Origin of the sequence: Streptomyces sp. ISL-87, from assembly GCF_018614095.1 — a bacterium.
Taxonomy (GTDB): domain Bacteria; phylum Actinomycetota; class Actinomycetes; order Streptomycetales; family Streptomycetaceae; genus Streptomyces.
The window spans coordinates 153,229-175,928 of the sequence record NZ_JAGGOY010000061.1 but is presented as its reverse complement, the minus strand read 5'-3'; the positions used below and the strand labels follow the sequence as shown (position 1 = coordinate 175,928).

At 71.9% G+C, this 22,700-nt stretch carries 18 protein-coding genes; 8 read left to right on the top strand and 10 right to left on the bottom strand.

Translation table 11 applies throughout. From position 1 onward, the window contains the following. The first annotated feature begins 39 nt into the window (after window positions 1–39). Window positions 40–423, top strand: a complete 384-nt coding sequence (locus J7I97_RS22710) for a VOC family protein (RefSeq protein WP_214937747.1) — start codon at window positions 40–42, stop codon at window positions 421–423. Window positions 424–436: 13 nt separating this feature from the next. Here J7I97_RS22710 and J7I97_RS22705 read toward each other — a convergent pair whose 3' ends face one another. Next, window positions 437–2,089 (bottom strand): carboxylesterase/lipase family protein, encoded by a 1,653-nt coding sequence (locus tag J7I97_RS22705; RefSeq protein ID WP_214937745.1) that lies wholly within the window; start codon window positions 2,087–2,089, stop codon window positions 437–439. 243 nt (window positions 2,090–2,332) lie between these two features. Between J7I97_RS22705 and J7I97_RS22700 the strand changes: the two genes are divergently transcribed. From J7I97_RS22700 to J7I97_RS22685, 5 genes are read left to right on the top strand one after another with little or no spacing between them, the layout of a single operon-like run. Continuing rightward, window positions 2,333–3,508 (top strand): ABC transporter substrate-binding protein, encoded by a 1,176-nt coding sequence (locus J7I97_RS22700; protein ID WP_214937743.1) that lies wholly within the window; start codon window positions 2,333–2,335, stop codon window positions 3,506–3,508. Window position 3,509: 1 nt separating this feature from the next. Further along, window positions 3,510–4,388 (top strand): branched-chain amino acid ABC transporter permease, encoded by an 879-nt coding sequence (locus tag J7I97_RS38790; protein ID WP_251059067.1) that lies wholly within the window; start codon window positions 3,510–3,512, stop codon window positions 4,386–4,388. After that, window positions 4,385–5,365, top strand: a complete 981-nt coding sequence (locus J7I97_RS38785; protein ID WP_251059066.1) for a branched-chain amino acid ABC transporter permease — start codon at window positions 4,385–4,387, stop codon at window positions 5,363–5,365. The genes J7I97_RS38790 and J7I97_RS38785 overlap by 4 nt, the downstream gene beginning before the upstream one ends. Next, window positions 5,362–6,123 (top strand): ABC transporter ATP-binding protein, encoded by a 762-nt coding sequence (locus J7I97_RS22690; protein WP_214937741.1) that lies wholly within the window; start codon window positions 5,362–5,364, stop codon window positions 6,121–6,123. Before J7I97_RS38785 ends, J7I97_RS22690 begins: the two co-directional genes overlap by 4 nt. Beyond that, window positions 6,120–6,827, top strand: coding sequence for an ABC transporter ATP-binding protein (locus J7I97_RS22685; protein WP_308369271.1), 708 nt, complete (start codon window positions 6,120–6,122; stop codon window positions 6,825–6,827). The genes J7I97_RS22690 and J7I97_RS22685 overlap by 4 nt, the downstream gene beginning before the upstream one ends. A 121-nt stretch (window positions 6,828–6,948) precedes the next feature. On the opposite strand, the gene J7I97_RS22680 is transcribed toward J7I97_RS22685, so the two are convergent. The 6 genes from J7I97_RS22680 to J7I97_RS22655 form a co-directional block, all read right to left on the bottom strand. Further along, entirely contained in the window at window positions 6,949–8,586 is a 1,638-nt protein-coding gene (locus J7I97_RS22680; protein WP_214937739.1) for a M4 family metallopeptidase, read from the bottom strand. Window positions 8,587–9,045: 459 nt separating this feature from the next. Continuing rightward, complete coding sequence (locus J7I97_RS22675) at window positions 9,046–11,442, bottom strand: bifunctional polysaccharide deacetylase/glycosyltransferase family 2 protein (protein ID WP_251059064.1); 2,397 nt, start codon at window positions 11,440–11,442, stop codon at window positions 9,046–9,048. 32 nt (window positions 11,443–11,474) lie between these two features. Continuing rightward, on the bottom strand, window positions 11,475–12,038 hold the full coding sequence (locus J7I97_RS22670) for a hypothetical protein (RefSeq protein ID WP_214937737.1): 564 nt from the start codon (window positions 12,036–12,038) through the stop codon (window positions 11,475–11,477). Window positions 12,039–12,114: 76 nt separating this feature from the next. Then, window positions 12,115–12,960, bottom strand: a complete 846-nt coding sequence (locus J7I97_RS22665) for a hypothetical protein (RefSeq protein WP_214937735.1) — start codon at window positions 12,958–12,960, stop codon at window positions 12,115–12,117. Continuing rightward, on the bottom strand, window positions 12,957–13,676 hold the full coding sequence (locus J7I97_RS22660) for an RNA polymerase sigma factor (RefSeq protein ID WP_308369270.1): 720 nt from the start codon (window positions 13,674–13,676) through the stop codon (window positions 12,957–12,959). The genes J7I97_RS22665 and J7I97_RS22660 overlap by 4 nt, the downstream gene beginning before the upstream one ends. A 208-nt stretch (window positions 13,677–13,884) precedes the next feature. Then, entirely contained in the window at window positions 13,885–14,766 is an 882-nt protein-coding gene (locus J7I97_RS22655; protein ID WP_214937733.1) for a S1 family peptidase, read from the bottom strand. A 398-nt stretch (window positions 14,767–15,164) separates the two neighbouring features. Here J7I97_RS22655 and J7I97_RS22650 point away from each other — a divergent pair, with 398 nt between their 5' ends. Then, window positions 15,165–18,482: an amidohydrolase family protein gene (locus tag J7I97_RS22650; protein WP_308369269.1), complete on the top strand. Its 3,318-nt coding sequence runs from the start codon at window positions 15,165–15,167 to the stop codon at window positions 18,480–18,482. Here the strand turns inward: J7I97_RS22650 and J7I97_RS22645 are convergent. Both J7I97_RS22645 and J7I97_RS22640 read right to left on the bottom strand, forming a co-directional pair. Next, window positions 18,476–18,988 (bottom strand): hypothetical protein, encoded by a 513-nt coding sequence (locus tag J7I97_RS22645; RefSeq protein ID WP_214937731.1) that lies wholly within the window; start codon window positions 18,986–18,988, stop codon window positions 18,476–18,478. The genes J7I97_RS22650 and J7I97_RS22645 overlap by 7 nt on opposite strands. Before the next feature lie 38 nt (window positions 18,989–19,026). Further along, window positions 19,027–19,305, bottom strand: a complete 279-nt coding sequence (locus tag J7I97_RS22640; RefSeq protein WP_214937729.1) for a hypothetical protein — start codon at window positions 19,303–19,305, stop codon at window positions 19,027–19,029. Window positions 19,306–19,491: 186 nt separating this feature from the next. Here J7I97_RS22640 and J7I97_RS22635 point away from each other — a divergent pair, with 186 nt between their 5' ends. Continuing rightward, window positions 19,492–20,952 (top strand): MFS transporter, encoded by a 1,461-nt coding sequence (locus tag J7I97_RS22635; RefSeq protein WP_285441109.1) that lies wholly within the window; start codon window positions 19,492–19,494, stop codon window positions 20,950–20,952. Between the two features lie 145 nt (window positions 20,953–21,097). Here J7I97_RS22635 and aceA read toward each other — a convergent pair whose 3' ends face one another. After that, a complete protein-coding gene (gene aceA / locus J7I97_RS22630) occupies window positions 21,098–22,402 on the bottom strand; it encodes an isocitrate lyase (RefSeq protein ID WP_251049219.1) in 1,305 nt (434 codons plus the stop codon). Window positions 22,403–22,700: the final 298 nt, after the last annotated feature.

The window sequence follows — 22,700 nt, the reverse complement described above, 5'->3', positions numbered from 1 at the left end:
CGAAGCCGGTCGAGCCGCGGCGAACGGAGGGCTGCCACCATGCTGGGAGAGAGCAAGGCATTCAGCGGCTTCTCGGTGGACAGCATCGAGGGCGCGAAGGAGTTCTACGGCGGGACGCTGGGCCTGCGAGTCTCCGAGGACAACGGCATGCTGTTCCTGCACTTCGCGGGAGACACCGACGTGCTGCTGTACCCCAAGGAGAACCACACGCCCGCGTCGTTCACCGTACTGAACTTCCCCGTGGGTGACATCGACGAGGCCGTGGACGACCTCGCCGCCCGCGGCGTGACCTTCGAGCGCTACGAGGGATTCGGCCAGGACGCGAAGGGAATCGCCCGCGAGAACCCTCCCGGCCCCGCTATCGCCTGGTTCAAGGACCCTGCGGGCAACATCCTCTCCGTGCTCCAGGAGGGCCGCGCGTAGTACCTGCTACCTGCTACCGGCTCGCCGCAGTCGCCGGATTGCGCAGTCGGCTCCAGTATCCGGCGAGGTCGCCGGTGGCGGAGGTGACCGAGTCCAGGCTCATCGTGATGCGGGAGTTCCGCTCGTACCGGTCCCAGGCGGGCATGGGGTGGTGGTTGGGATCGCCGGTTCGGATGAAGGAGATCCAGGACTGGTGCATGGTCGCGGCGAGGCCGTCGCGGATCCTCGGGTTGAGACCTGCGAGGAAGGGGGCTTGCGTCCACTTGTCGAAGTTGTCGAAGGCGAACGGCAGCTCCAGGCAGTGCGCGGCCCCCAGTTGGCCGTCGTGCGCCGGCGTGGGGAGGTCGAACTGGTACGTCCACAGCGGGCGCCCGCGGGCCGCCCGGCGTTCGGCCAAGGACAGGCTGGGCATGCGGAACAGGTCGTCGGAGATCACGTCCATGAGGACGTCCACCGGCCGGGCGCCCGGCCGGGCCTCCTCATAGGCGGTGTACGCCTCGGCCGCCCGGCTTCCGAAGGTGTCCCGTGTTCTGCCGAGCACCTGTTCCCTGGTGGCCGCGGCGTAGGCCGGATTGAGTGCGAAGGCGAAGTTGGCCTCCTCCCTGGTCCAGCCGAGGAGGACCTCGATGTCCCCGCCTGGGCCGTCCACCAGCAGGTCGGCGGGCTGGCGGGCCAGGGTGACGCCGTCGAGCACCGGCAGGAACGGCGTGGACCAGTAACCCCACTGTGCGGTGCGGCCGAACATCTCGATGGTGGCCGCGATCAGGCGCGGCCACGGGATGCCCCGCAGTTCGGTGACGTCCTTCGCGCCGAGGATGTCCAGGTAGGCGGCCGTGCGCTCCAGGGACTCGGCGCGGGTGGGGATCCGCAGGCCGAGCGGTGGGCTCTGCAGGATGGCGCGCCGGAACAACCGGCGGCCCTTGGGCCGGGCGCCTGCCAGCGCCGCCACCGACAGGGCGCCGCCGGACTGGCCGGCGACGGTGATCTCGTCCGGGTCTCCGCCGAATGCGGCGATGTTGTCCCGTACCCAGCGCAGCGCGGCGATCTGGTCGGTGAGCCAGAAGTTCCCGGCGGCGCCGTCTTCGCCGAAGTACAGGTAACCCAGCGGGCCGAGACGGTAGTTGATGGTCACCACTACGACGTCGCCGTTACGCGCGAAGGTCTCGCCGGAGTAGTTGGGGAGCGAGCCGGATCCGGAGATGAAGCCACCGCCGTGGATCCACACCAGCACCGGCCGCTTGGCCTCGCCGGCGCCCGGAGTCCAGATGTTGAGCGTCAGGCAGTCCTCGTCGAAGGGCGGCGAGCCGTGGGTGCCCAGTACCTGGTCGCCCCCCTCGCGGTAGAGCTGCGGCGCGCTCGGGCCGAAGGCGGTCGCGTCCAGCGTTCCCGCCCAGCCGGGATGCGGCTGGGCCGGCCGCCAGCGGAGGGGGCCGGCCGGGGGTGCGGCGTAGGGCACGCCCTTGAACACCGTGAGGCCTCCCTCCACGGTGCCGCGCAGGCGGCCGGCGGGTGCGTCAACAACGTCTGGTGAAGGGGCGGTTGGCGTGCTGGCGTACGCGGGGCGCAGGCCCGCCACGCCGGAAAGCAGCATGCCGCCGGCCAGCATGCGGCCGGCCAGGATTCCGCCGGTCTTGAGGACATCGCGCCGCAATGGATCGTCGGTCATGTTGCGTCACTCCCTGACTGATCGCGAGCTGGTGGCCTGGCGCCGAGACCCAGGCTCCCCGGCATAGTGTGAAATTTTCGATGGTCAGTATTGCGACGCATTTTTGAGCCGGGCAAGGGTTCGCGGCACTTTGGAGCCGAAATAGCGAGAACTATTGACGTCCGTCAGGAGAGCGCTATAAACACGTGTAACCTCGCGCTCTGCCGACCCTGCCGGGCCGCCCTCACCACGTACGGAGTCACCATGACACGTCGGTTTCGTCCCCTTGGTCTGATAGCTGTCACCACGGGCCTCTTGCTGGCCACCGCGTGCGGTGGTGCCAGCCTCGGGACCGGCAGCGAAAGCACGGGCGACGGGCCCCTGAAGATCGGGCTCCTCGTCCCCCGGTCGGGCATCTACAAGGCGCTCGGCGACGACATGAAGGCCGGGTTCGAGCTCTACGTCGAGCAGCACGGCGGCAAGCTCGGCGGCCACGAGGTGAAGATCGTGGTCGCGGACGAGGGGGAGACCGCGGACTCCGGCAAGGCGGCCGCGGAGAAGCTGGTCAAGCAGGACCACGTGCTGGCCGTGAGCGGTGTGGTCAGTTCGGCCACCATCAACGGGGTCAAGGATCTGTTCGAGACCGGAAAGATCCCGCTCGTCGGCTCGAACGCCTCACCGACGACACTGACCGGGACCCACTTCATCTGGCGCACCTCGTACGTCAACGACGAACCGGGCAAGGCGCTCGGCGCGCATGTGGCGACGAAGGCCGACGGTCCGGTCTTCCTGATCGCCGCGGGGTACCAGGCCGGCAAGGACGAGATCGAGGGCTTCAAGTCCACCTTCCTCGCCGCCGGGGGCAAGATCGCCGGGACGGAGGTCTACACGCCGTTCCCGCAGACCACGAACTTCCAGCCCTACCTCGCGCAGATCGAGAAGTCCGGTGCGAAGTCGGTCTTCTGCTTCTACGCGGGCGGCGCGGCAGTCGACTTCGTCAAGCAGTACAGGGACTTCGGACTGGCCGGCAAGATCCCGCTCTACGCGCCCGGCTTCCTCACCGAGGGAGGCGTGCTGAAGGGCCAGGGCGATGCAGCCAACGGCATCCGCACCGCCCTGAACTACAGCGCCGACCTGGACAACCCGGCCAACAAGACCTTCGCGCCCGCCTATCGCTCGGCCTACGGTTCCGCCCCGACCACCTACGCCATGGCCTCGTACGACGCCGCCCACGTACTCGACAAGGCGATCGCGGCGGCCGGCGGGAAGGTCACCTCGGAAACGGTCAACGCCGCCATCGCGAAGGTGGGCGACATCGACAGCCCGCGGGGCACCTGGCGTTTCAACACCGGTGGCACGCCCGTCCAGCCCTGGTACCTGCGCGAGGTCGAGCAGGGCGCCAACACCGTCACCGCGGAACTCGTCCGGCTGGGCGGCTGACATGACCGGATGGTTGGACGACAACCTCGTCAGCGTCATCGACGGGGTCGCCTTCGGTCTGCTCCTGTTCACGCTCGCCGTCGGCCTGTCCCTGGTGTTCGGCATGATGGACGTGCTCAACCTCGCCCACGGAACGCTCTACCTGGTCGGCGCCTACGTCGCGTACGCGCTCTCGGACGGCAGCCTGCCAGGCCTGCTCATCGCGCTGGCGGCGGGAGCCGCCGTCGGCACGCTGGGCGGTGCGGCGCTGACGCTGCTCACCCAGCCGCTGGCCCGGCGCGGTCATCTGGACCAGGCCGTGCTGACGCTCGGCATCACCTTCATCGCAGCCGATCTGCTCACCTCGGCCTTCGGCGGCGAGGTACTGCCCACGGACCCGCCGAGCGCGCTGCGCGGGTCGGTCGGCCTCCTCGGGCACACGTATCCCGTCTACCGGCTGGCCTTCATCGGCGTCGCCGCCGTACTCGCGGCCCTCGTGTACCTGGTGTTCGAGCGCAGCTCCCTCGGAGCGCTGGTGCGGGCCACGGTCGCCGACCGCGACATGGTCCGCGCGCTCGGCGTCGACACCCGCAAGGTGCTCTACGGGGTCTTCGCGTTCGGAGCCGCCCTCGCGGCCCTCGGCGGAGTCCTCGGAGCGCCGATTCTGGGCCCCGGACCGGGAGTCGACGAGAAGGTGCTCGTGCTCTCGCTCGTCGTGGTGGTCGTCGGCGGCCTGGGGTCGGTGCGCGGGGCGCTCGTCGGGGCGCTCCTCATCGGCCAGGTGCAGACGCTCGGGGTGGCGCTGCTCCCCGAGTACGCCCCGTTCCTGCTCTTCGGCACGATGCTGGCCGTACTCGTCGTACGGCCGCACGGCCTGGTTCCCTCGGCGGTGGCGACATGAGCTCCGCGTACCCGGCGGCCGGACCGGCCGCACGACGATTGTCCGCGGCCGCCGCCCTGGCCGGGCTCGCGATGGCCCCGTTCCTCCTCGGCTCCTACGCCATCGCCACCCTGTCGCGGATCCTGGTGTTCGCCCTGCTCGCCCTGAGCGTGCACCTGCTCACCGGTCTGACCGGGCTGCCGACGCTCGGTCAGTCGGCGTACTTCGGCGTCGGGGCGTACACGGCGGCGATCGTGGCGACGCGGCTGACCGACATCGGGATCGTCCAGCTCCTCATCGCCGCCGGCGTCTGCGCGCCGGTGGCCGCGGCGACCGGATGGCTGGCCGTCCGGGCGCGCGGCGTGGTGTTCCTCATGCTGACGCTCGCCATCGGCGAGATCGCCTACAGCGCCGCCGTCAACTGGAAGCCGGTGACCAACGGTTCGGACGGAATGTCCGGCATCCCGCCCGTCGTGCCGCTGCCGGGCATGCCCGCCCTGGAGCTCGACGGGCTGGTCTACTTCTACGTACTGGCGGTCTTTCTGGCGCTCCTCGTGGTGATCGCCTGCCTGTCCCGGACGCCGTTCGCCCTCGCGCTGCGCGGCATCCGCGACAACGAGCGGCGGATGCGGGCGATCGGATACCCAACCCGGAGCTACGCCCTCACCGTCTACTGCGGTGCGGGAGCCCTGGCCGGTGCGGCGGGGGCGCTCTGGGTCTCGGTCCAGCGGTTCGTCTCGCCGGGCGACGCCGGATTCGAAATCGCCGCGCTGGCACTGCTGGCCGTCGTCATCGGCGGTTCGGGGTCGATGTGGGGGGCCTGCGCCGGCGCCGCGCTGGTCTGGCTCACCCGTGACTGGCTCGGCAACCTCGGATTCGTCGCAGGCCACGGATCGTTGCTGCTCGGCGTGCTCTTCGTCGTCGCCGTCTACACCCTGCCACGCGGCCTGGCCGGCCTACGGATACCGCGCGGACCGAGCCGCAGGAGGACCGCATGACGGATCATCAGCTGCTCGAACTGCACGGGGTCTCCCGGGACTTCGGGTCCTTCAAGGCCGTGGACGGCGTCACCCTCACGGTACGGACCGGTGCGCGGCAGGCCGTCATCGGCCCCAACGGCGCCGGCAAGTCCACACTCTTCGGCCTGCTCTCGGGGACGCTCGCCACCACCGCGGGATCCATCCGTCTGGACGGGCGGGACATCACCCGGCTGCCCGTTCACCGCAGGGTCGGGCTCGGTATCGCCACGACGTTCCAGCACTCCAGCCTGTTCCTGCGGGAAACGGCGCTGGAAAACGTCCTGCTCGCCGCGCTCCGGCGGAGCGGGGCCGGGCTCGGCGGCCTGCGCCCGGTGCGCGCCCACCGCACCACGGTCGCGCGGGCGCACGCCTTGCTGGACCGGGTGGGACTGCCCTCCCGGCACGACACTCCGGCCGCCGAACTCTCGCACGGCGAACGGCGCCAGCTCGAAGTCGCCGTCGCCCTGGCCACCGAGCCCCGGCTCCTGCTGCTCGACGAACCCGCGGCCGGGATGTCCCCGGCCGAGACGGCCCGACTCACCGAACTGATCGCCGCACTGCCCGGTGACGTGACCGTGCTGCTCATCGAGCACGACCTCGACATGGTCTTCGAGCTGGCGGACACCGTTACCGTCATGCATCTCGGCAAGCACCTGACCACCGGCACCCCGGACGAGGTACGGGCCTCCGCCGAGGTGCAGGCCGCCTATCTGGGCAGTGTGGAGGTCACGTCGTGAAGCCGTTCCTCAGCATCCGCGCGCTGCGGTCCGGCTACGCCGGCGGGGTCGTTCTGCACGGAGTCGATCTCGACCTCCAGGCGGGTGGCATCATCGCCGTCCTCGGTCGCAACGGGGTGGGGAAGACCACCCTCATGTCGACCGTCACCGGATTCATCCGGCCCTACGAGGGGAGCGTCATGCTGGACGGCCGGGAGACCGCCGGGTCCCGGGTCGACGCGATCGCCCGGGCCGGGGTGGGCATCGTCCCCCGGGGGCGCCGGGTGTTCGCGCCGCTCACCGTGGCGGAGCACCTGGCGATCGCCACCCGCCGCCCGACCACCGGTCCTTGGACGCGGGAGCGCGTCCTGCGGTTGCTGCCGCGGCTGGGAGAGCGGCTGGGACACCGCGGTGACCAGCTCTCCGGCGGGGAGCAGCAGATGCTCGCGATCGCCCGGGCCCTGCTGGGCAATCCCCGGCTGCTGCTCCTCGACGAGCCGTCCGACGGGCTCGCCCCCGCGGTCGTGGCCCAGGTGGGTGAGGTGATCCGCGAGGTGGGCGCGGAGGGCATGTCCGTGGTCCTCGTCGAGCAGAACCTGCGGCTGGCCTTCTCCGTCGCCCAGGAGGTGGCCGTCATGCAGAAGGGCCGCATCGTCCACCGGGCGAGCTGCGCGGAGTTCCAGTCCCGTCCGGACGACCGGCGGCGGCTGCTCGGCGTGGACTGAACCGGGCTGAACTGAACTGGGCATACGGAACGTGTCCGTCCCTCCCGTCGAAGGGAGGGACGGACACGGCCGGGAGCGGCTGTCCCACGAGTGGTGGGCGCGCCGCCGGTGTCTCGTCGCGTCAGTTGACGTTGACGCCCGACCAGGCCGCGGCGACGGTCTGGTACTCGGTGGACGTGGCGCCGTACAGGTCGCCCGCCGCCTTGAGGGTGGCGGCGCGGGCGCCCTTGTAGTCGGTGGTGGAGGTCATGTAGACGGTGAGAGCGCGGTACCAGATCTGCAGGGCCTTGTCGCGGCCGATGCCGGTGACGGTGGAACCGTTGGAGGTGGGGCTGTTGTAGTCGACGCCGTTGATGGTCTTCGCGCCGCTGCCCTCGGACAGCAGGTAGAAGAAGTGGTTGGCGACACCCGAGGAGTAGTGCACGTTGAGGCTGCCGACACCGGAGGACCAGGAGTCGGCGGACTTGCCGTCCTTGGACGGCTTGTCCATGTAGCGCAGCGGCGTGCCGTTGCCGTTGAGGTCGATCAGCTCGCCGATGAGGTAGTCGCCCTTGTCCGACGCCAGGTTGGCGTAGAACTCCACGCCGGTGCCGAAGATGTCGGAGGTGGCCTCGTTGAGGCCACCGGACTCACCGGAGTAGTTCAGGCCGGCGGTGTTCGCGGTGACACCGTGGCTCATCTCGTGGCCGGAGACGTCCAGTTCGGTCAACGGGTGGGTGTTGCTCGCGCCGTCGCCGTACGTCATGCAGAAGCAGGAGTCGCTCCAGAACGCGTTGACGTAGTTGCGGCCGTAGTGGACCCGGCTGTAGGCGCCGACACCGTCGTTGCGGATGCCGCTGCGGCTGAAGGTGTTCTTGTAGAAGTCCCAGGTGGCCGCGGCGCCGTACTGGGCGTCCACGGCGGCGGACTGGCCGTTGGCGGCGGTGCCGTCGCCCCAGGCGTTGTCGGCGTCGGTGTAGAGGGTTCCGTTGCCACCGGTCTTGTTGGCGAGGCTGACGGTGTACTGGCCCCCGCGCGTGGCGTCCTTCAATTCGAAGGTGGTACCGGTCGAGTTGGTGGTCAGCGGCACGGAGCCGACGAACACGCCCTTGCCGGTACCGGCGGCGTTGGCGGTCTCGACCCCCTCGCGGGTGGACAGCACCTCGCCGCTCGCCGCGTCGGTGACGATGCGCTGGCTGCTGGGGGTGCCGTCGGCGCGCGTGCCCTCGACGAGGGTCTCGTACGCGAGGCGCGGGGTGCCGGACGCGGCCCAGACGACCAGACGGGCGGCTCCGGTCCGGTCGACCGAGGCGAGGGCCGCCTCGTCCTCGTCCTCCACGATGCCGACGGTGGCGTTCGCGGCGCCGGCCGCCTTGGCCGCGGCCTGGCTCGCGGAGAGCTTCGGGGAGAGCGAGGCGGGGGCGATGGAGGCCTTGACGGCCTTGTCCGCCGACTTCACCGCGCCCTTCGCGTCCTGGTGGACTATGAGGTCGCCGCCGAGCACCGGGAGCCCGTTGTAGGTGCGTTCGTAGCGCACGTGACGGCTGCCGTCCGCATCGGTCACGACGTCCTTGACGACCAGTTTCTCCGCCTTGCCCAGTCCCAGGGCGCGGCCCGTGGCGGGCGCGTCGGTGCCGGCCTGGGCGAGGAGAGCGGCGCGCTGCTGCCCGGCGGGGGCGGGCGCGGGGGCGGCCTGGGCCAGCCCGGCACTGACCTGGATGGCACTGGCGAGCAGGGCCGAAGTGGAGAGGACGGCTCCGATTGCGAGCTTTCGCTTCACGTAGGTCTTTCCTTCCGAATGCAACCGCGTGTGCGCGGTCGCGCCTCGCTCCGGGGCACCGGGGTGAGTGCTCGCAGGGGGCGGAGCGGGCGCTGCTGCTCCGTACGGTCAAGCGGCACCTGCCGGAGGGGATTGACCGGCGATGCGATGCCCGTAGAAGGCTGTCGGAAGCATGACAATCGACTAGATCAAATGGCCAGGCCTGCAATGGGATTGGCACAGTTCCGCCACGCCGGGCCGGTGGAAAATAACTGAGGCGACGTCAGGAAAAATAGACAAATCGGTCGAACCGGACCGTGGAATCGCGGTTACCGGGTGTACGGCAGAGTGCGCTTTGGGGAATTCGATGCCAACTCCGGCATTACCGCCGACGTTACGACTGTGTTGCGATCGTGTGCCGCCTCTGGACCGGCCAGTCCGGAGTGGCGGTAACGCGCCACTCCGGACGGTTGATTTTCCTCAGCGGTATTCGCCGTGCATCCCTTGTGCCGGAAATTGCCCGCCCTGGCGGTGGGGCTGGGGGTAGGGCTGGGGCTGGGATGCCCAGTTGAGATCCGAGTAGTAGCCGCTGCCCGGCGCGGCCGCCGCCGCGCGGCGGGCTTCCTCGGTCCAGCTCTCGGCGAGCTCCAGGCCGGGAGTTACGGGGCCGGGCGGTACGGCGGCGAAGGGCTCGGGCGCGCGAAGCCCGGTCACGGGGGGCTCGGCCACGGGTGACTCGGCCGCTCCGACGGGCACCTGGAGGCTCCCGTAGCGCTCCATCCGCTGCCAGCGCAGGCGTGATCCGGCGACGGCGGTGAACACGGACTGGATGACGACGAGGTACATCAGCTGGCGGTAGACGAACTGCTGGAACGGCAGGCTCCACAGCGGTCCGGGCCGCTCGTTGTCGAGGCGGAACGCGTAGAGGCCCAAGAAGACCTGGAGGAGCAGGAACGCCGACCACAGGCCGATGATGCGCACCGGGTCGAGGAAGATCAGACCGTAGATCGCGAAGACGTCCACGACCGGCGCGAGCAGGGGCAGCAGCACCTGGAACATCAGCAGGTAGAGCAGACCTCGGCGGCCGAGCTTGCCGGCCTGTCCGCGCTGGGTGAAGGCGCCGCGGTGCTTCCACATGGCCTGGAGGGTGCCGTAGCACCAGCGGTAGCGCTGCTTCCACAGGGCGCCGAGGGAAGCGGGCGCCTCGGTCCAGGCCTTGGCGCGCTCCTCGTAGACCACGCGCCAGCCGTCACGGCACAGCGCCATGGTGAGGTCGGTGTCCTCGGCGAGGGTGGTGTCGCTGACGCCGCCCACGCGCAGCAGCGCTTCGCGACGGAAGGCGCCGACGGCGCCGGGGACGGTGGGCATGCACTCCGCGAGGTCGAACAGGCGGCGGTCCAGGTTGAACCCGACGACGTACTCGATGTGCTGCCAGCGGCCGAGCAGCCCGCCCCGGTTGACGACCTTGGCGTTGCCGGACACGGCGCCGACGCGGCGGTTGGCGAAGGGCTGGATGATCATGCGGACGGCGTCCGGTTCGAAGACGGTGTCGCCGTCGACCATGACGAGCAGGTTGCAGGAGGCCGCGGCGATCCCGGTGTTGAGGGCGGCGGGCTTTCCGGCGTTCTGCTGCCGGATGATCCGTACGCCGGGCAGGCGCAGGGCTTCGACGATGTCGGCGGTGCCGTCGGTGGAGCCGTCGTCGACGACGATGACCTCGACGGGGTGGTCGGACGCCAGCAGGGAGCGGACGGCCGCCTCGATGCCCGCGCTCTCGTTGTAGGCGGGCATGATGATGCTGACGGGTTCGGTCACCGGAGCGCCCCACGGCTTGCGGCGCATCCGTACGTGGCGCCGGGCGGCGACGAACACGGCGACCGCGCGCAGCAGGCTGATCGCGCCCGCGGCCCACAGCAGCCAGGAGATGGCGTCGAGGATCCAGTCGCTGGTCCGAAGCGCGCTGATCAGGGCGAGGCCCTGCCACTCGTCCGCGGTCGCGGCCGGCTGCACGGTCTTGGGGAGGTCGACCGCGTCGCCGACGGTGGCGAACTTGTATCCGGACGCCTTGAGCCGCGGGACGAGCTGCTCCAGCGCGGCGACGGTCTGCGCGCGGTCCCCGCCCGCGTCGTGCATCAGCAGGATCTGCCCACCGGTGCCCTTCGGGGTGGCGTTGGCGATGATCCGCTCGACGCCCGGGCGGCGCCAGTCCTCGCTGTCCAGGGTCGTGAGGACGGTGAGGTACCCCTCCTGGCCGGCCGTTTTGACGGCGTCCCAGCCGGCGTCGGTGAGGGCCTTGTTGGTGGAGGAGTACGGCGGGCGCAGCAGCGGGGTGGTGACACCGGTGGCCCCGGCGACGACGAGCTGGGTCTCACGCAGCTCCAGGGAGCGCCGCCAGGGGGACGCGGCGCCGAGGTTGGTGTGGGTGAAGCCGTGGAGGCCGATCTGGTGGCCGTCTTCGACGATCCGGCGCGCGAGGTCGGGGTTCTCGGCGACGCGGGTGCCGACGGTGAAGAACGTGGCGTGGACGTTGTTGCGCCGCAGGACATCGAGGATCTTCGGTGTCCAGACCGGGTCGGGGCCGTCGTCGAAGGTCAGCGCGATCGTACGGGCGGCCGGGCCGGCGGAGCGGGCTGCCGAGCCTTCGATCACCGGCCCGCCGGAGGAGATCTGGTCCGGTACGGAAGCGGCCGAGCCCTGTTCCCGGGGCGCTCCGTCGGCGGTGGTGTCGAACAGGTGCTGGGTGTAGCCCTGGAGCAGCAGCGCGGCGGAGAGGGTGAGCACCAGAGTGGTCAGCAGAAGCCAGTGCGTACGCAGCGGAACGTTGCGCACGCTGCTGTGCCGACCGCGCGGATGGCGGCGACGGTTCTTCTTGGACAAGGGGGCGCTTCCTGCCTGCTGCGTTCCGGTGCTTATGGGTGGGCGGTGGGCTTGCCGCCCTGGCCCGGCGCGGTCGAGGGGCGACCGTGCCCCGCACTGCTGGGCGAAGGACGGGTTCCACCGGTGCCAGCGGTGGACGGGTCGCTGACGGCCCCGCTCGGTCCGGTCCCGGTGCCGGGCGACGCCGTCTTGCCGGGCGCGGCCGTGGCCTTGGCGGTGGGCGAGGGTGCTCCCCTGCGCGGGGTGGAGCTCTTCGCCGCGCCGGTGGGGGAGGGCCTCGCGGTGCTCTTCCCGGTCGCGGGGGCTTCGGTCTTGGCCGTTTGCGGTGCCTGGGCGGACGGGAGGAAGGGCGACTGGACCGTCGGCCCGCCCATCAGGGTGCTGATCAGCAGGACGACGTAGGCGGCGGCGGGTATGACCAGCAAGCGGCCCAACCGGCGCACCCGGCGCTGCCTGCGCCCCGAGGCGTCCACGAAGACGGGACTCGCCTCGGGGACGGGCCGCGGCGGGGTGTCCGCCGTGCCGGGGGCGTCGGCCACGTACACGCGGGGAACCGGAACGGTGTCCTCGTCCGGGATGCCAAGTCGGTGTTGCATGCGTCGGTGGCCTCTACGGGTAGCGGGTAGCGGGATCAGAGCCGGGCGGGCGGCGGACACGGGGAGCGGGGCCCCGTCACGGCTTGGGACGGATGCTCGGTTCGCCCCCCTTCGCGGGGGTACTGGGCCGGTTGTCCGGAGGGGCGGTCGGATGGCTGCCGGGTCCGGCCGGGGAGTGGGTGGCGCCGGGGCTGGCGGGCCGATTGCCGGGCTGCTGAGTCCTGGGCGTCGGGTGCCGGCCCGGCCCGGTTCGCGCCGGCTGGTCGGTGGGGGTGGCCGGCGCGGGGCTCGGACCGCCGGAGGCGTCCAGCGCCGGGGCGCAGTACCCCGCGACGTTGCCGGGGCCACCGGCCGCCGCGACCAGCCCGGTGAAGCGGCGCTCGGCCAGCACGTCCTCGGGATGCGCGCCCCCCACCTGGCTGTAGACCCGGCACAGCTCGGCGAGGTCGGCCGGCACGGGGGCCGCACTGCGAGCCGTGATGCCCGGCGGAACGGAGCCCGGGGTTGCCGGAGCGGAGGTCCGGGCCTGGACCGGCTCGGCGGGACCGCCGCCCAGCGAGGCGGGCAGGTGGCCGGTGCCGGCCGCGACGGCGACGCCGCCGAGCGCGGTGGCGACAGCGGCAGCCGCGACCTTCGCGCTCAGGAGCCTCGTCAGCCCTGACGTGAGCATCGGCCGCCTCGGGAGGTGTCGCGGGGAAGGTGCGCGGGCAGGAACACGCGAACGGACAGGTTCGAGGCGAGCGGCCCGGAAGGCGGCCAGCGCCGCCCGTTCGCCGGACAGCTCGCCGTCCGCCGCGGGGGCGGCGGCAGCGGAAAGCAGTCCCGCGAGGGCTTCGAGGCCGTCCGCCGCGCCGACCGCGTGCCCGCCGAGCAACTGCTCGGCTGTGTCATGGTCGATGCGACGGGATCGGTTGGTGCTCATCTCAAACCTTTCAGCGTTGGAGCCGTCGTAGGTGTCACTCCCGAGGCGGAATCAATTTCCGGCGACTTCCGTATGTCTGGTTCTGTGGTCGTTTCCGCTGGCCCCGGCGGTGTGTCGAGCAGCTTGGCGAGCTTTCGCAGACCACGGTGAGAGGCCATGCGCACCGCGCCCGCCCGCTTGCCGAGCACCCGCGCGGCGGTGACCGCGTCCAGGTCCATGACCACCCGGAGCAGCACCGCCTCGGCTTGGTCGCGGGGCAGGGTGGCTATCAGAGCCAGAGCCGAGGCGGTGCCGACGGTGGTGAGTGCGGCGCCCTCGGTGTCCTCGGCGGCCGGCCGGTCGCCGAGCAGCTCCTCCACCGGCACGGTGCTGACCGGCCGGCGCCGCCGGGACCGCAGCAGGTCCATCGCCCGGTTCCGGCCGATCGCCGCCACCCAGCCGCGGAAACCCGCGAAGTCGCCCTGGAACGTGCCCAGGTCCCGGGCGATCTGCAACCAGGTCCCGGAGGCCACGTCCTCCGCCTCGGCGCCGGCCAGCACCCCCAGGTAGCGCAGCAGTCCGGGCTGCACCGCCCGGAACAACTCCCCGAACGCCCCCTCATCGCCCTCCTGGGCGGCTCTCACCTGCGCGGACATGTCCTCAGGCCCCCGCCGGCGCGGCACTCCAGGGCTTCCCGCCTGGCCCTCGGTCTCGCCGAACTGCTCCGCATTCTGCACCGGGACATGATGCGGTACGACCGGCTCGGCCCCACCCGGCATGCCCTATATGGCATTTGTCCCCGGCGGGGCCGCAACGCGGCGGTGCCGGCCGGGAATCGTCCCGACCGGCACCTGGGTGGATCAACGCGTGATCAGCGCAGCGATCATCAGTGCGGTGATCATCAGTACGGGATCACGAGTACGGGATCATCAGTACGGCGATTCATCAGTACAGCGAGACCTTGTACTTGGCGAGCGCCTCGGGCACGGGCTGGAAGAACGTGGTGCCGCCGGTGGTGCAGTTGCCACTGCCGCCGGAGGTGATGCCGAGTGCCTTCGTGCCGTCGTACAGCGCGCCGCCGGAGTCGCCGGGCTCGGCGCATACGTTCGTCTGGATCATGCCCCGGACCGTCCCGCCGCCGCTGTAGTGGACGGTCGCGTTCAGCGCGGTGACGGTTCCGCTCTTGGTGCCGGTGGTGGAACCGCTGCGCTTGACCGGCTCGCCGACGTACGCGTTGGCGGCGGTGAAGCCCCCGGTGTGGCTGAGCGATGCGTTGTCGTAGCGGACCAGCGCGTAGTCGCTGCCCGGGAAGGTGGAGCCGACGGTGGGGCCGATCAGGGTGCTCTGTGCGGAGCTGGTGTACCAGGTCTTGACCACGTTTCCGCAGTGGCCGGCGGTGAGGAAGTAGTACGTGCTGCCGCTGACCACGTTGAAGCCCAGCGAGCAGCGGTATCCGCCGCCGTAGATGGCGTCGCCCGCGCCGAGCAGCCGGCTGAACTTCCCGGAGGTGCGCTCTATCCGCAGTGCGCCCGCTCCGGCGCCCGCCGCCTTCCTGATCTTCGCGAGGCCGGCCGCCGAGACGGTGCTGTCGGCGGTCACGACGACGCGGCCGGTGGCCTGGTCCACATGCCAAGCGGTGCCGCCGACGTCGGCGGTGAGCACGGCCTGGTCGACGGCTGCGAGCCGGGTGGGGCTGTAGGTCCGTACGGTGGCTGCTTCGGCGTGCGGCAGGGTGAGCGCGGTGGCCGCGAGCAGGCCGGCGGCGAGAGCGGCAAGCCTGGCTCGTCGCGCCGTGCGGGTGTGGGGAATGGTGCGCGTGATCCTCACTGATCTCCTCCTCGGAGCGTTGGGGCCGGGGGGTGGGGGCCCTGTGAGGCGCATCAGGACCTGACGTGTTCCTGACAGGCGCTGGGTGGAGTATGCGCATAGGGCCCGCCGCCCACAAGCCCACCGGGTGCCCCATAAATTCGGCTGCGGGGGAGCGGACAGGAGGGCCTACTGGTCGGGGCGGGTGGGGGAGTAGCCGGAGAAGGTCGGGTCGCGGTCCGTCTCCGGGGCTGGTCGACGTGGTCCTCCGGGGCTGGTAGACGTCGTCGAACGCGGTACACGCCGACGGTCCCCGACCGGCATGTGCCGCAGATGCCGCGCCCCCCGTTGCCCATCCGCCGCGCCGGTCGTTGACCCGCCTGACGTGGGCGGCCGACGAGGCGGGGACGAGGACCGGGGTGGCGGTAGCACGCAGGACGGTACTGCAGGCGGCTTCGGCCGGTACGGCGGCGGCGGTGCTGCTCGGCCCTTCCGCGGTGGCGGAGGCGGCCGGGGATGTCCCGGCCACCGCCGGCGTGGATGTCCCGGACACCGCCGGCGCGGAAGGAGCGGGTGACGAGGTGGTGAGGCTGCGTTTCACCGCGGCGACCAACGGCGCGGCGACCGCCACGGCCACCGGGGACCGTGTCATCGCCGAGGTCCAGGGCATCCTGTGGTCGCTGCCGCCGGACGGATCGGCCGCGCGGGCGCTGACCCCGCCCGACCTGGAGCCGAGCCGTCCGGTGTTCTCGCCCGACGGCCGGCAGGTGGCGATGAGCGCCTACCGCGACGGCTCCTTCCACCTCTGGCTGATGCGCGCCGACGGTTCGGGGCTGCGCAGGCTCACGGACGGCCCCTTCGACGACCGCTCGCCCGCCTGGTCCCCCGACGGTGCCACGATCGCCTTCTGCTCCGAACGCGGCGGGGACCCGGTCGCGGGGAGCCCGTACCGGATCTGGACCGTCGGCGTACGGGACGGCCTCACCCGCCGGCTGACCGGCCTGCCGGGGCAGGAGGGGCCCGGACAGGACGGAGAGTGGGAGGACTTCGACCCGGCCTGGTCCGCGGACGGCTCCCGGGTGCTGTTCGTCCGCGGTACCCCGGCCGGGGAGACCCTCATCGCCCGCACCCTCGCCTCCGTCGCCGCCGGCGCCCGCGGGCCGGTACGGGTCGAGCACACCGCGACCGAAGGCAGGCTGTTCGCCCCCGCGCTCTCCCCGGCCGGACGCACGGCATGGCTCTGCGCGCTGCCCGGACCCCGCAAGGCCGAGAACATCACCCTTTTCGTGGACGGCCGCCGGGTCGCCCTCGACGGCGACCTCGCGCCCGCCCCGCCGCGCTGGGCCGGTGACGAACAGCTGCTGATCACCCTCGACGGCCGGTTCCGCCTCATCCGCCCGCACCGGGACCACACCGGCCGTGAGATCCCGCTCGACGCCACCCTCGACGTTCCCCGGCCCCGCTACCGGGCCAAGGAGTACGTCCTGGAGGCCGAACGGAGCCGCCCGGTCCGCGGAATCCACCTGCCGAGCCTGTCCCCCGACGGCCGCAGCGTGGCCTTCGCCGCCCTGAACGCGCTGTGGGTGGCGCCGGTGACCGGGGGAGCGCCGCGCCGGATCGTCCAGGCACCCACCACCGCCTACGTCCAAGGGCCCGTGTGGACCCCCGACGGCCGGGCCCTGCTCTACACCGATGACCGCGACGGCCTGAACACCGTCCGCCGCCGGGAGTTGACCAGCGGCGCGGACTCCGTCCTCACATCCGGCGGACTCGCCCCCGGCGGCCGCGTCTACGGCGTCCTCTCACCGGACGGCACCCGCCTGGCCGCCCTGGACATGGCCGGGCGGCTCCTCGTCCGCGACCTCGCCACCGGGGAGGAGACAGCCCTGGCCACGGCTTTCGGCGGCGGTGGCCTGCCCGGCCCGCCGACCTGGTCGCCGGACGGCCGCCACCTCGCCCTGTGCGACCGCAACCGGCTCAGCCGGCGCTTCCGCGAGGGCTACAACCTCATCCGGATCATCGACACCGATACGGGCGCGGGCGCGGGCACCGATACCGGCACCGGCACCGGCACGGGTACCGATACCGGCGGCCGCAGTGGCGCCGCGCGCCTGTACGCGCTCGCCCCGCACGCCTCGCTCTCCGACCGCTACGCCTCCGGGCCCGTCTGGTCCCCCGACGGCCGTTTCCTGGCCTGCGTCAGCGAATCCGCCCTGTGGCTCCTGCCGGTCACCCCCGACGGCACCCCCGACGGCCCGGCCCGCAGGCTGACCGACGAGTCGGCCGACCATCCCTCGTGGTCCGGGGACTCCCGCACCCTGCTCTACCAGTCGGGCGCCCGGCTGCGGCTGCTGGACCTCGATGCCACCGGCACCCCCGCCGGCCCGTCCAGGGCGGTGCCCCTCGCGCTCAGCTACCGCCGCCCGACCCCCGTCGACACCGTCGTACGCGCCGGGCTGCTGTGGGACGCCACCGGCTCCGCGCCCCGCGCCGACGTCGACATCCTGATCCGCGGCGGCCGGATCACCGCCGTCGAACCGCACCGGCCGGGCGTACGCCGCCGCGCCACCCGTACCGTCGACGCCTCCCACGGCACCGTCCTGCCGGGCCTGTGGGACTCCCACGTCCACACCTACCTGAACACCTACGGCGCGCGTGAGGGCGCCGCGCTCCTCGCCTACGGCGTCACCACCGCCGTCTCCCTCGGCGGTTCGGCGTACGAACAGGCCAGGCTGCGCGAGGACATCCGGGCGGGCCGACTCGCCGCGCCCCGGCTGCTGGCCGGCGGGGAACTCCTGGACGGCTCCCGCGTGGCCTACAGCATGGGCCGCGCCCACCGCACCCCGGAGGGCTTCGCCCGCTCCCTGGCCCGCGGCGCCGCGCTGGACTGGGATTTCGTCAAGACCTATGTCCGGGCCCCGTACCGGGAGATGGAGCAGGCCGCGCGGTTCGCCCACGAACGGCTCGGGGTGACGGCCGGCTCGCACCTGTGCGCCGCCGGCATCTACACCGGGCAGGACCTGACCACGCACCTGGTGGCCACCGAACGCGCCGAGTGCGGGCACGGCGCGACCCCGCAGGGCCACTCCTACCAGGACACGCTGGAGCTCTACACCTGCGGCGGTTTCCACCTGATCGCCACTCCGTTCACCGCACTGCCCCTGCTCGGGGACGATCCCGCGGCCGCCGCCGACCCGCGGGTGACGGCCCTGATGCCGCCGTGGGACGTGACCGCGGTGCGGGAGGCGGCCGGGCAGCCGCCGACGCGGGATCAGCTCACCGCCCTGGAACGGGAGGTCGGCGTCTACCGGCAGGCCCTGCGGGGCGGCGCGCAGCTGGTCCTGGGCACCGACGCGCCGCTGACCCCGGTCGGGCTCCACCTCCACCTGGCCCTGCGCGGCCTGCACCGCTACGGCATGAGCCCGGCGGAGGCCCTGACCACCGCGACCCGTACCCCGGCCCGCGTCTTCGGCGTCGCGGACCACCTCGGAACGGTCGAGCCGGGCAAACTGGCCGACCTGACCGTCGTCGACGGGGACCCGTTCACGGACTTCGCCGCGCTGACCCGGATCAGCGCGGCGGTCCGGGGCGGCACGGTCCATGAACGCGCCGCCCTCGTCGAGGCGTTCACCCGGCCCGGTGCGGCGGACGCCGCCGCGCCGGGTGACGACTGGCGCGCCGTCGCGGCGCAGATGGCGCAGGACAGCTGCTGCGGGTCCCCCTACGGCCGTCAGTAGCCGTCGACGCCGAGTCCGGTGATGGACGCGAACAGGTGCCCCCGTACGGCCGCCGAGTACGCGTCCTCGTTCAGGGCGGCCGCGTCGACGGCCGCCATCATGGTGCCAGTCAGGTCGAAGTGCGCGCCTCCGGCGGCGTCGACGTGCACGACATGGCTGCCCACCCGGACGGTCTGGGTTCCGGCGACGGACCAGGACCCGTCCGGGCCGTCGCCGGCGCTCAGGGGGGTCCACACCTCCATGAACGTACTGCCGTCGAGGTTGGTGCCCGTCTCGATCATCCGCGTGCCCTCGGAGCGGAGGGTTCCGACGTCGTGCCCCGGGGTGCCGACGTCGTGGTGGAAGGTGACCTGTTCTCCGTCGTACGAGGTCCTGCCGGCGAAGCCGCGACTGTCCGCGTAGAGCGTGCCGCTCTGGAGCCAGACCACGTGCCCGGTCTCCACGAGAGGGCCGCCGTCACGACTGATTCCGGCGCGAAGCCATGCGCCGCGTACGGGTGCGTCCATGATCCCATCGTGTCAGACGGCACGGCCCGCGGAAGGCGTCAGTAGGGGTGCGGGGACATGACCTGCGGCTCGGCGCCGGGCGCCTCGAAGGCGCACCGCGGTACACCCGGGCCGGGCGTCACGCGTACCGCGACCTGGGACGGCGGATCGGTCGGCAACTCGAGGTGCACGGTGACGGGACGGTCATCCTGGGTGGTGCCGTGCCCGGTCTCCTTGCCGTCGACGAGGACCTCCACCTCGACGTTGTGCCCGGTCTGGACCGTGGCGCTGACGGAATGGCCCCTGTGGTCGATGTGGAAATGATGGCGTCGTCTCATGCGGTCGCCTCCCACCGAGGGCCGGCATCACGGTTCCCATCCAGGGTATCCACGAGCGAGCTCCGCGACGTCCTCGAACAAATCCTGTTGACATCAAGTATCTTGACGTCAAGATTAATGTGAGGCAGGCTGGCTGCTCGTGTATCTCGATGTCGAGATACATTCGGCGGAGCGGAGGTCTGAGAGATGCGGCGCGGCGGGGAATCCCAGAAGGCCCGGCGGGGCGGCGAGGCCGGGCTGGTGGCGCAGTTGCGCCGGCCGCCGGGGGGCCGTGATGCGCGGATCATGCTGCTCGCCCAGCTTCTGGACAGGACGGGCTCGGGCGTGTGGGCCGCGTCCTCCGTCCTCTTCTTCACCTTTGTGGTCGGCCTGGACGCCCGGCAGTTGGGCCTGCTGCTGGGCGCGGCCGGCGTGGCGGGCATCGCCGGCTCGCCGCTCGCCGGCCACCTGGCCGGCCGCTTCCCGGTCCGCTCGTTGCTGATCGGCTGTCACCTTCTGCGCCTCGGGACCCTCTGCGCGCTGCTCGTGTTCACCGGCTTCGACGTGCTGCTGGCGGTGGTCGCCATCACGTACCTGGGCGACCGGGCGGCCAAGACGCTGGAGATGCTCTTCGCCACCCGGGTGGCGGGGGAGCGGCGCTCCACGTACCAGGCCCTCTCGCGCAGTTCGGCGAACGCCGGTTGCGCGCTCGGTGCGGGGATCGCGGCGATCGGCCTGGCCGTGGGGACACGGGATGCCTACCACGTCCTGATCCTGGGGAACGCGCTGTCGTTCCTCGTGGCGGCGGCGCTGGTGTGGCGCACTCGCGAACCGCGCGGCCACGAGCGGGTGGCGGCGGGGCCCGGTGCCGGGCCGGGTGTGGGGCCGGGTGTGGGGCCGGGTGTCGGGCCGGGTGTGGGGCCGGGTGACGGGCCCGCTGCCGGGCCCAGTTCCGGGCCCGGCGGCACGGCGGCCGTGCCGAGCCGGCCGGCCGCGCCGAGCCCCTGGCGGGACCGCGGCTACCTGCGGTTCGTACTGCTGGACATCGCGATGAGCCTGGACGACTCGATCCTCGACGTCGGCCTTCCGCTGTGGCTCGTGGGCCATACCGCGGCCCCGCACGCCATGGTCCCGGCCTTCCTGGTGATCAACACGGTGCTGGTCGTCGTCCTGCAGATGCGGGTGTCGGCGAAGGTTGAGGGGCCGCGGCAGGCGCTGGGCGCGTTGCTCGTCTACGGGCTGACGATGCTGGCGTGCTGCACGCTCCTGGCCACGGCCACCGGGGGCGGGGCGTGGGCGGCCTCGGTCGCTCTGCTCGCCGCGGCGATGCTGGTCACCGCGGCGGAGCTGATGCGGTCGGTGACTTCCTGGGAACTGGCCGTCTCCCTCGCCCCGCAGGAGGCGCGGGCGGCCTACCTGGGGGTGGCCGGCATGTCTCAGTCCGTACAGAAGTCCGTCGGCCCGCTGCTGCTGACCGGTGCGGTGATGGCCGCCGGGCCGGCGGGCTGGCTCGTGCTCGGGGCGGCGGTCGCCGGGCTGTCGCTCGTACAACGGCGGGCCAGCCTGCGGCGGTTGGACGCCATGCACCCGGTACTTCCGGTGGCGGATTCCGGCGTACCGTCAGGGGCCGGCGCCGGTACTCGGGGGGAGACCGCGCGCGAGGGGTGACGACACCGCCGCGCGGCGGGGGCGCGACGGCACCACCCGTCGTACCCCCGCCGTTCACCGCGCCGCCGGGACACCCTCAGCCCCGGCGGCGAACCAGGACCCCTCAGTCCTGGTCGTATGTGTTCGTATGTGTTCGTCGCAGTCCTCAGTGGAACTGCTCCTCCTCGGTGGAGCCGGTGAGCGCGGTCGTGGAGGAGGCCGGGTTGACGGCGGTGGAGACCAGGTCGAAGTACCCCGTCCCGACCTCACGCTGGTGTTTGACGGCGGTGAACCCGTGGGCCTGCGCGGCGAATTCGCGCTCCTGGAGGTCGACGTAAGCGGTCATGCCGTGCTCGGCGTAGCCGCGGGCGAGGTCGAACATGCCGTGGTTGAGGGAGTGGAAGCCGGCCAGGGTGATGAACTGGAAGCGGTAGCCGAGCGCGCCCAACTCCCGCTGGAACTTGGCGATCTGGTCGTCGTCCAGGGCCGCCTTCCAGTTGAAGGACGGCGAGCAGTTGTAGGCCAGCATCTTGCCCGGGTACCGCGCGTGGATCGCCTCGGCGAACTCGCGGGCCTGCGCGAGGTCCGGGGTGCCGGTCTCCACCCAGATCAGGTCCGCGTACGGGGCGTAGGCGAGGCCGCGGGCGATGACCGGGCCCATGCCCGGCCGGACCCGGTAGAAGCCCTCGGCGGTGCGCTCGCCCGTGGCGAACTCCGCGTCGCGCTCGTCGACATCGCTGGTCAGCAGGTTCGCGGCCAGGGCGTCCGTACGGGCGATGATCACGGTCGGGGTGTCGGCGATGTCCGCGGCGAGGCGGGCCGCGTTGAGGGTGCGGATGTGCTGGGAGGTGGGGACCAGGACCTTGCCGCCGAGGTGGCCGCACTTCTTCTCGGAGGCCAGCTGGTCCTCGTAGTGGATGCCGGCCGCGCCCGCCGCGATCATCGCCTTGGTCAGCTCGAACGCGTTCAGCGGACCACCGAATCCGGCCTCCGCGTCGGCGACGATCGGCGCGAGCCAGTCGGTCGTGTCGGCGCCGCCCTCCGCGGTGGCGATCTGGTCGGCGCGCAGCAGGGCGTTGTTGATCCGACGGACCACCTGCGGCACCGAGTTGACCGGGTAGAGGCTCTGGTCGGGGTAGGTGTGTCCCGCCTGGTTGGCGTCGGCGGCGACCTGCCAGCCGGAGAGGTAGATGGCCTGGAGCCCGGCCCGCACCTGCTGGACGGCCTGGCCGCCGGTCAGCGCGCCGAGGGCGTGGACGTAGTCCCGCTCGTGGAGCTGCCGCCACAGGCGTTCGGCACCGCGCCGGGCCAGGGTGTGCTCCTCGCGGACGCTGCCGGAGAGCCGCACCACGTCCTCGGCGCTGTACGTCCGCTCGATGCCCGACCACCGCGGGTCCGTCGCCCAGCGCTCGGCACGCACCGCTGCGGCTGCGGCCGCGGCTGCCGCCGTCCTCGTGTTCGTCTCTGCCATGACCGTCACCGTCACTGTCTCCATGAGTCGCTTGAGCTTGCCCGGCACGTCACATGTGCGAAGCATTGGCACTGTGTGCCGTGCGTTGCATCGCGGCCCGCCGTCCCCGCCTGTGGAACGAGCTGAGCAATGCTGTCCGAGCTGCCAGATCCGGCGGGCCGCGGGGATGACTCTGCCAATGACACCTAGTGCCATCAACCAGGGACGCCTGCCAAGTTCTGCGCATCTTTGCGCGGCCAATTGCCAAGTCTGCGAAGGTTTTTCGGCGGGCTTTCCCGCGTAGGCTGGTGCGGGACAC

Excerpts from the sequence above, each read along its gene's own strand:
- J7I97_RS22705 (WP_214937745.1), bottom strand. The coding sequence starts at position 2,089 with ATGACCGACGATCCATTGCGGCGCGATGTCCTCAAGACCGGCGGAATC.
- J7I97_RS22645 (WP_214937731.1), bottom strand. The coding sequence starts at position 18,988 with ATGGACGCACCCGTACGCGGCGCATGGCTTCGCGCCGGAATCAGTCGT.
- aceA (WP_251049219.1), bottom strand. The coding sequence starts at position 22,402 with ATGGCAGAGACGAACACGAGGACGGCGGCAGCCGCGGCCGCAGCCGCA.
- J7I97_RS38790 (WP_251059067.1), top strand. The coding sequence starts at position 3,510 with ATGACCGGATGGTTGGACGACAACCTCGTCAGCGTCATCGACGGGGTC.
- J7I97_RS22635 (WP_285441109.1), top strand. The coding sequence starts at position 19,492 with ATGCGGCGCGGCGGGGAATCCCAGAAGGCCCGGCGGGGCGGCGAGGCC.
- J7I97_RS22665 (WP_214937735.1), bottom strand. The coding sequence starts at position 12,960 with ATGAGCACCAACCGATCCCGTCGCATCGACCATGACACAGCCGAGCAG.
- J7I97_RS22690 (WP_214937741.1), top strand. The coding sequence starts at position 5,362 with ATGACGGATCATCAGCTGCTCGAACTGCACGGGGTCTCCCGGGACTTC.
- J7I97_RS22710 (WP_214937747.1), top strand. The coding sequence starts at position 40 with ATGCTGGGAGAGAGCAAGGCATTCAGCGGCTTCTCGGTGGACAGCATC.
- J7I97_RS22640 (WP_214937729.1), bottom strand. The coding sequence starts at position 19,305 with ATGAGACGACGCCATCATTTCCACATCGACCACAGGGGCCATTCCGTC.
- J7I97_RS22700 (WP_214937743.1), top strand. The coding sequence starts at position 2,333 with ATGACACGTCGGTTTCGTCCCCTTGGTCTGATAGCTGTCACCACGGGC.
- J7I97_RS38785 (WP_251059066.1), top strand. The coding sequence starts at position 4,385 with ATGAGCTCCGCGTACCCGGCGGCCGGACCGGCCGCACGACGATTGTCC.
- J7I97_RS22670 (WP_214937737.1), bottom strand. The coding sequence starts at position 12,038 with ATGCAACACCGACTTGGCATCCCGGACGAGGACACCGTTCCGGTTCCC.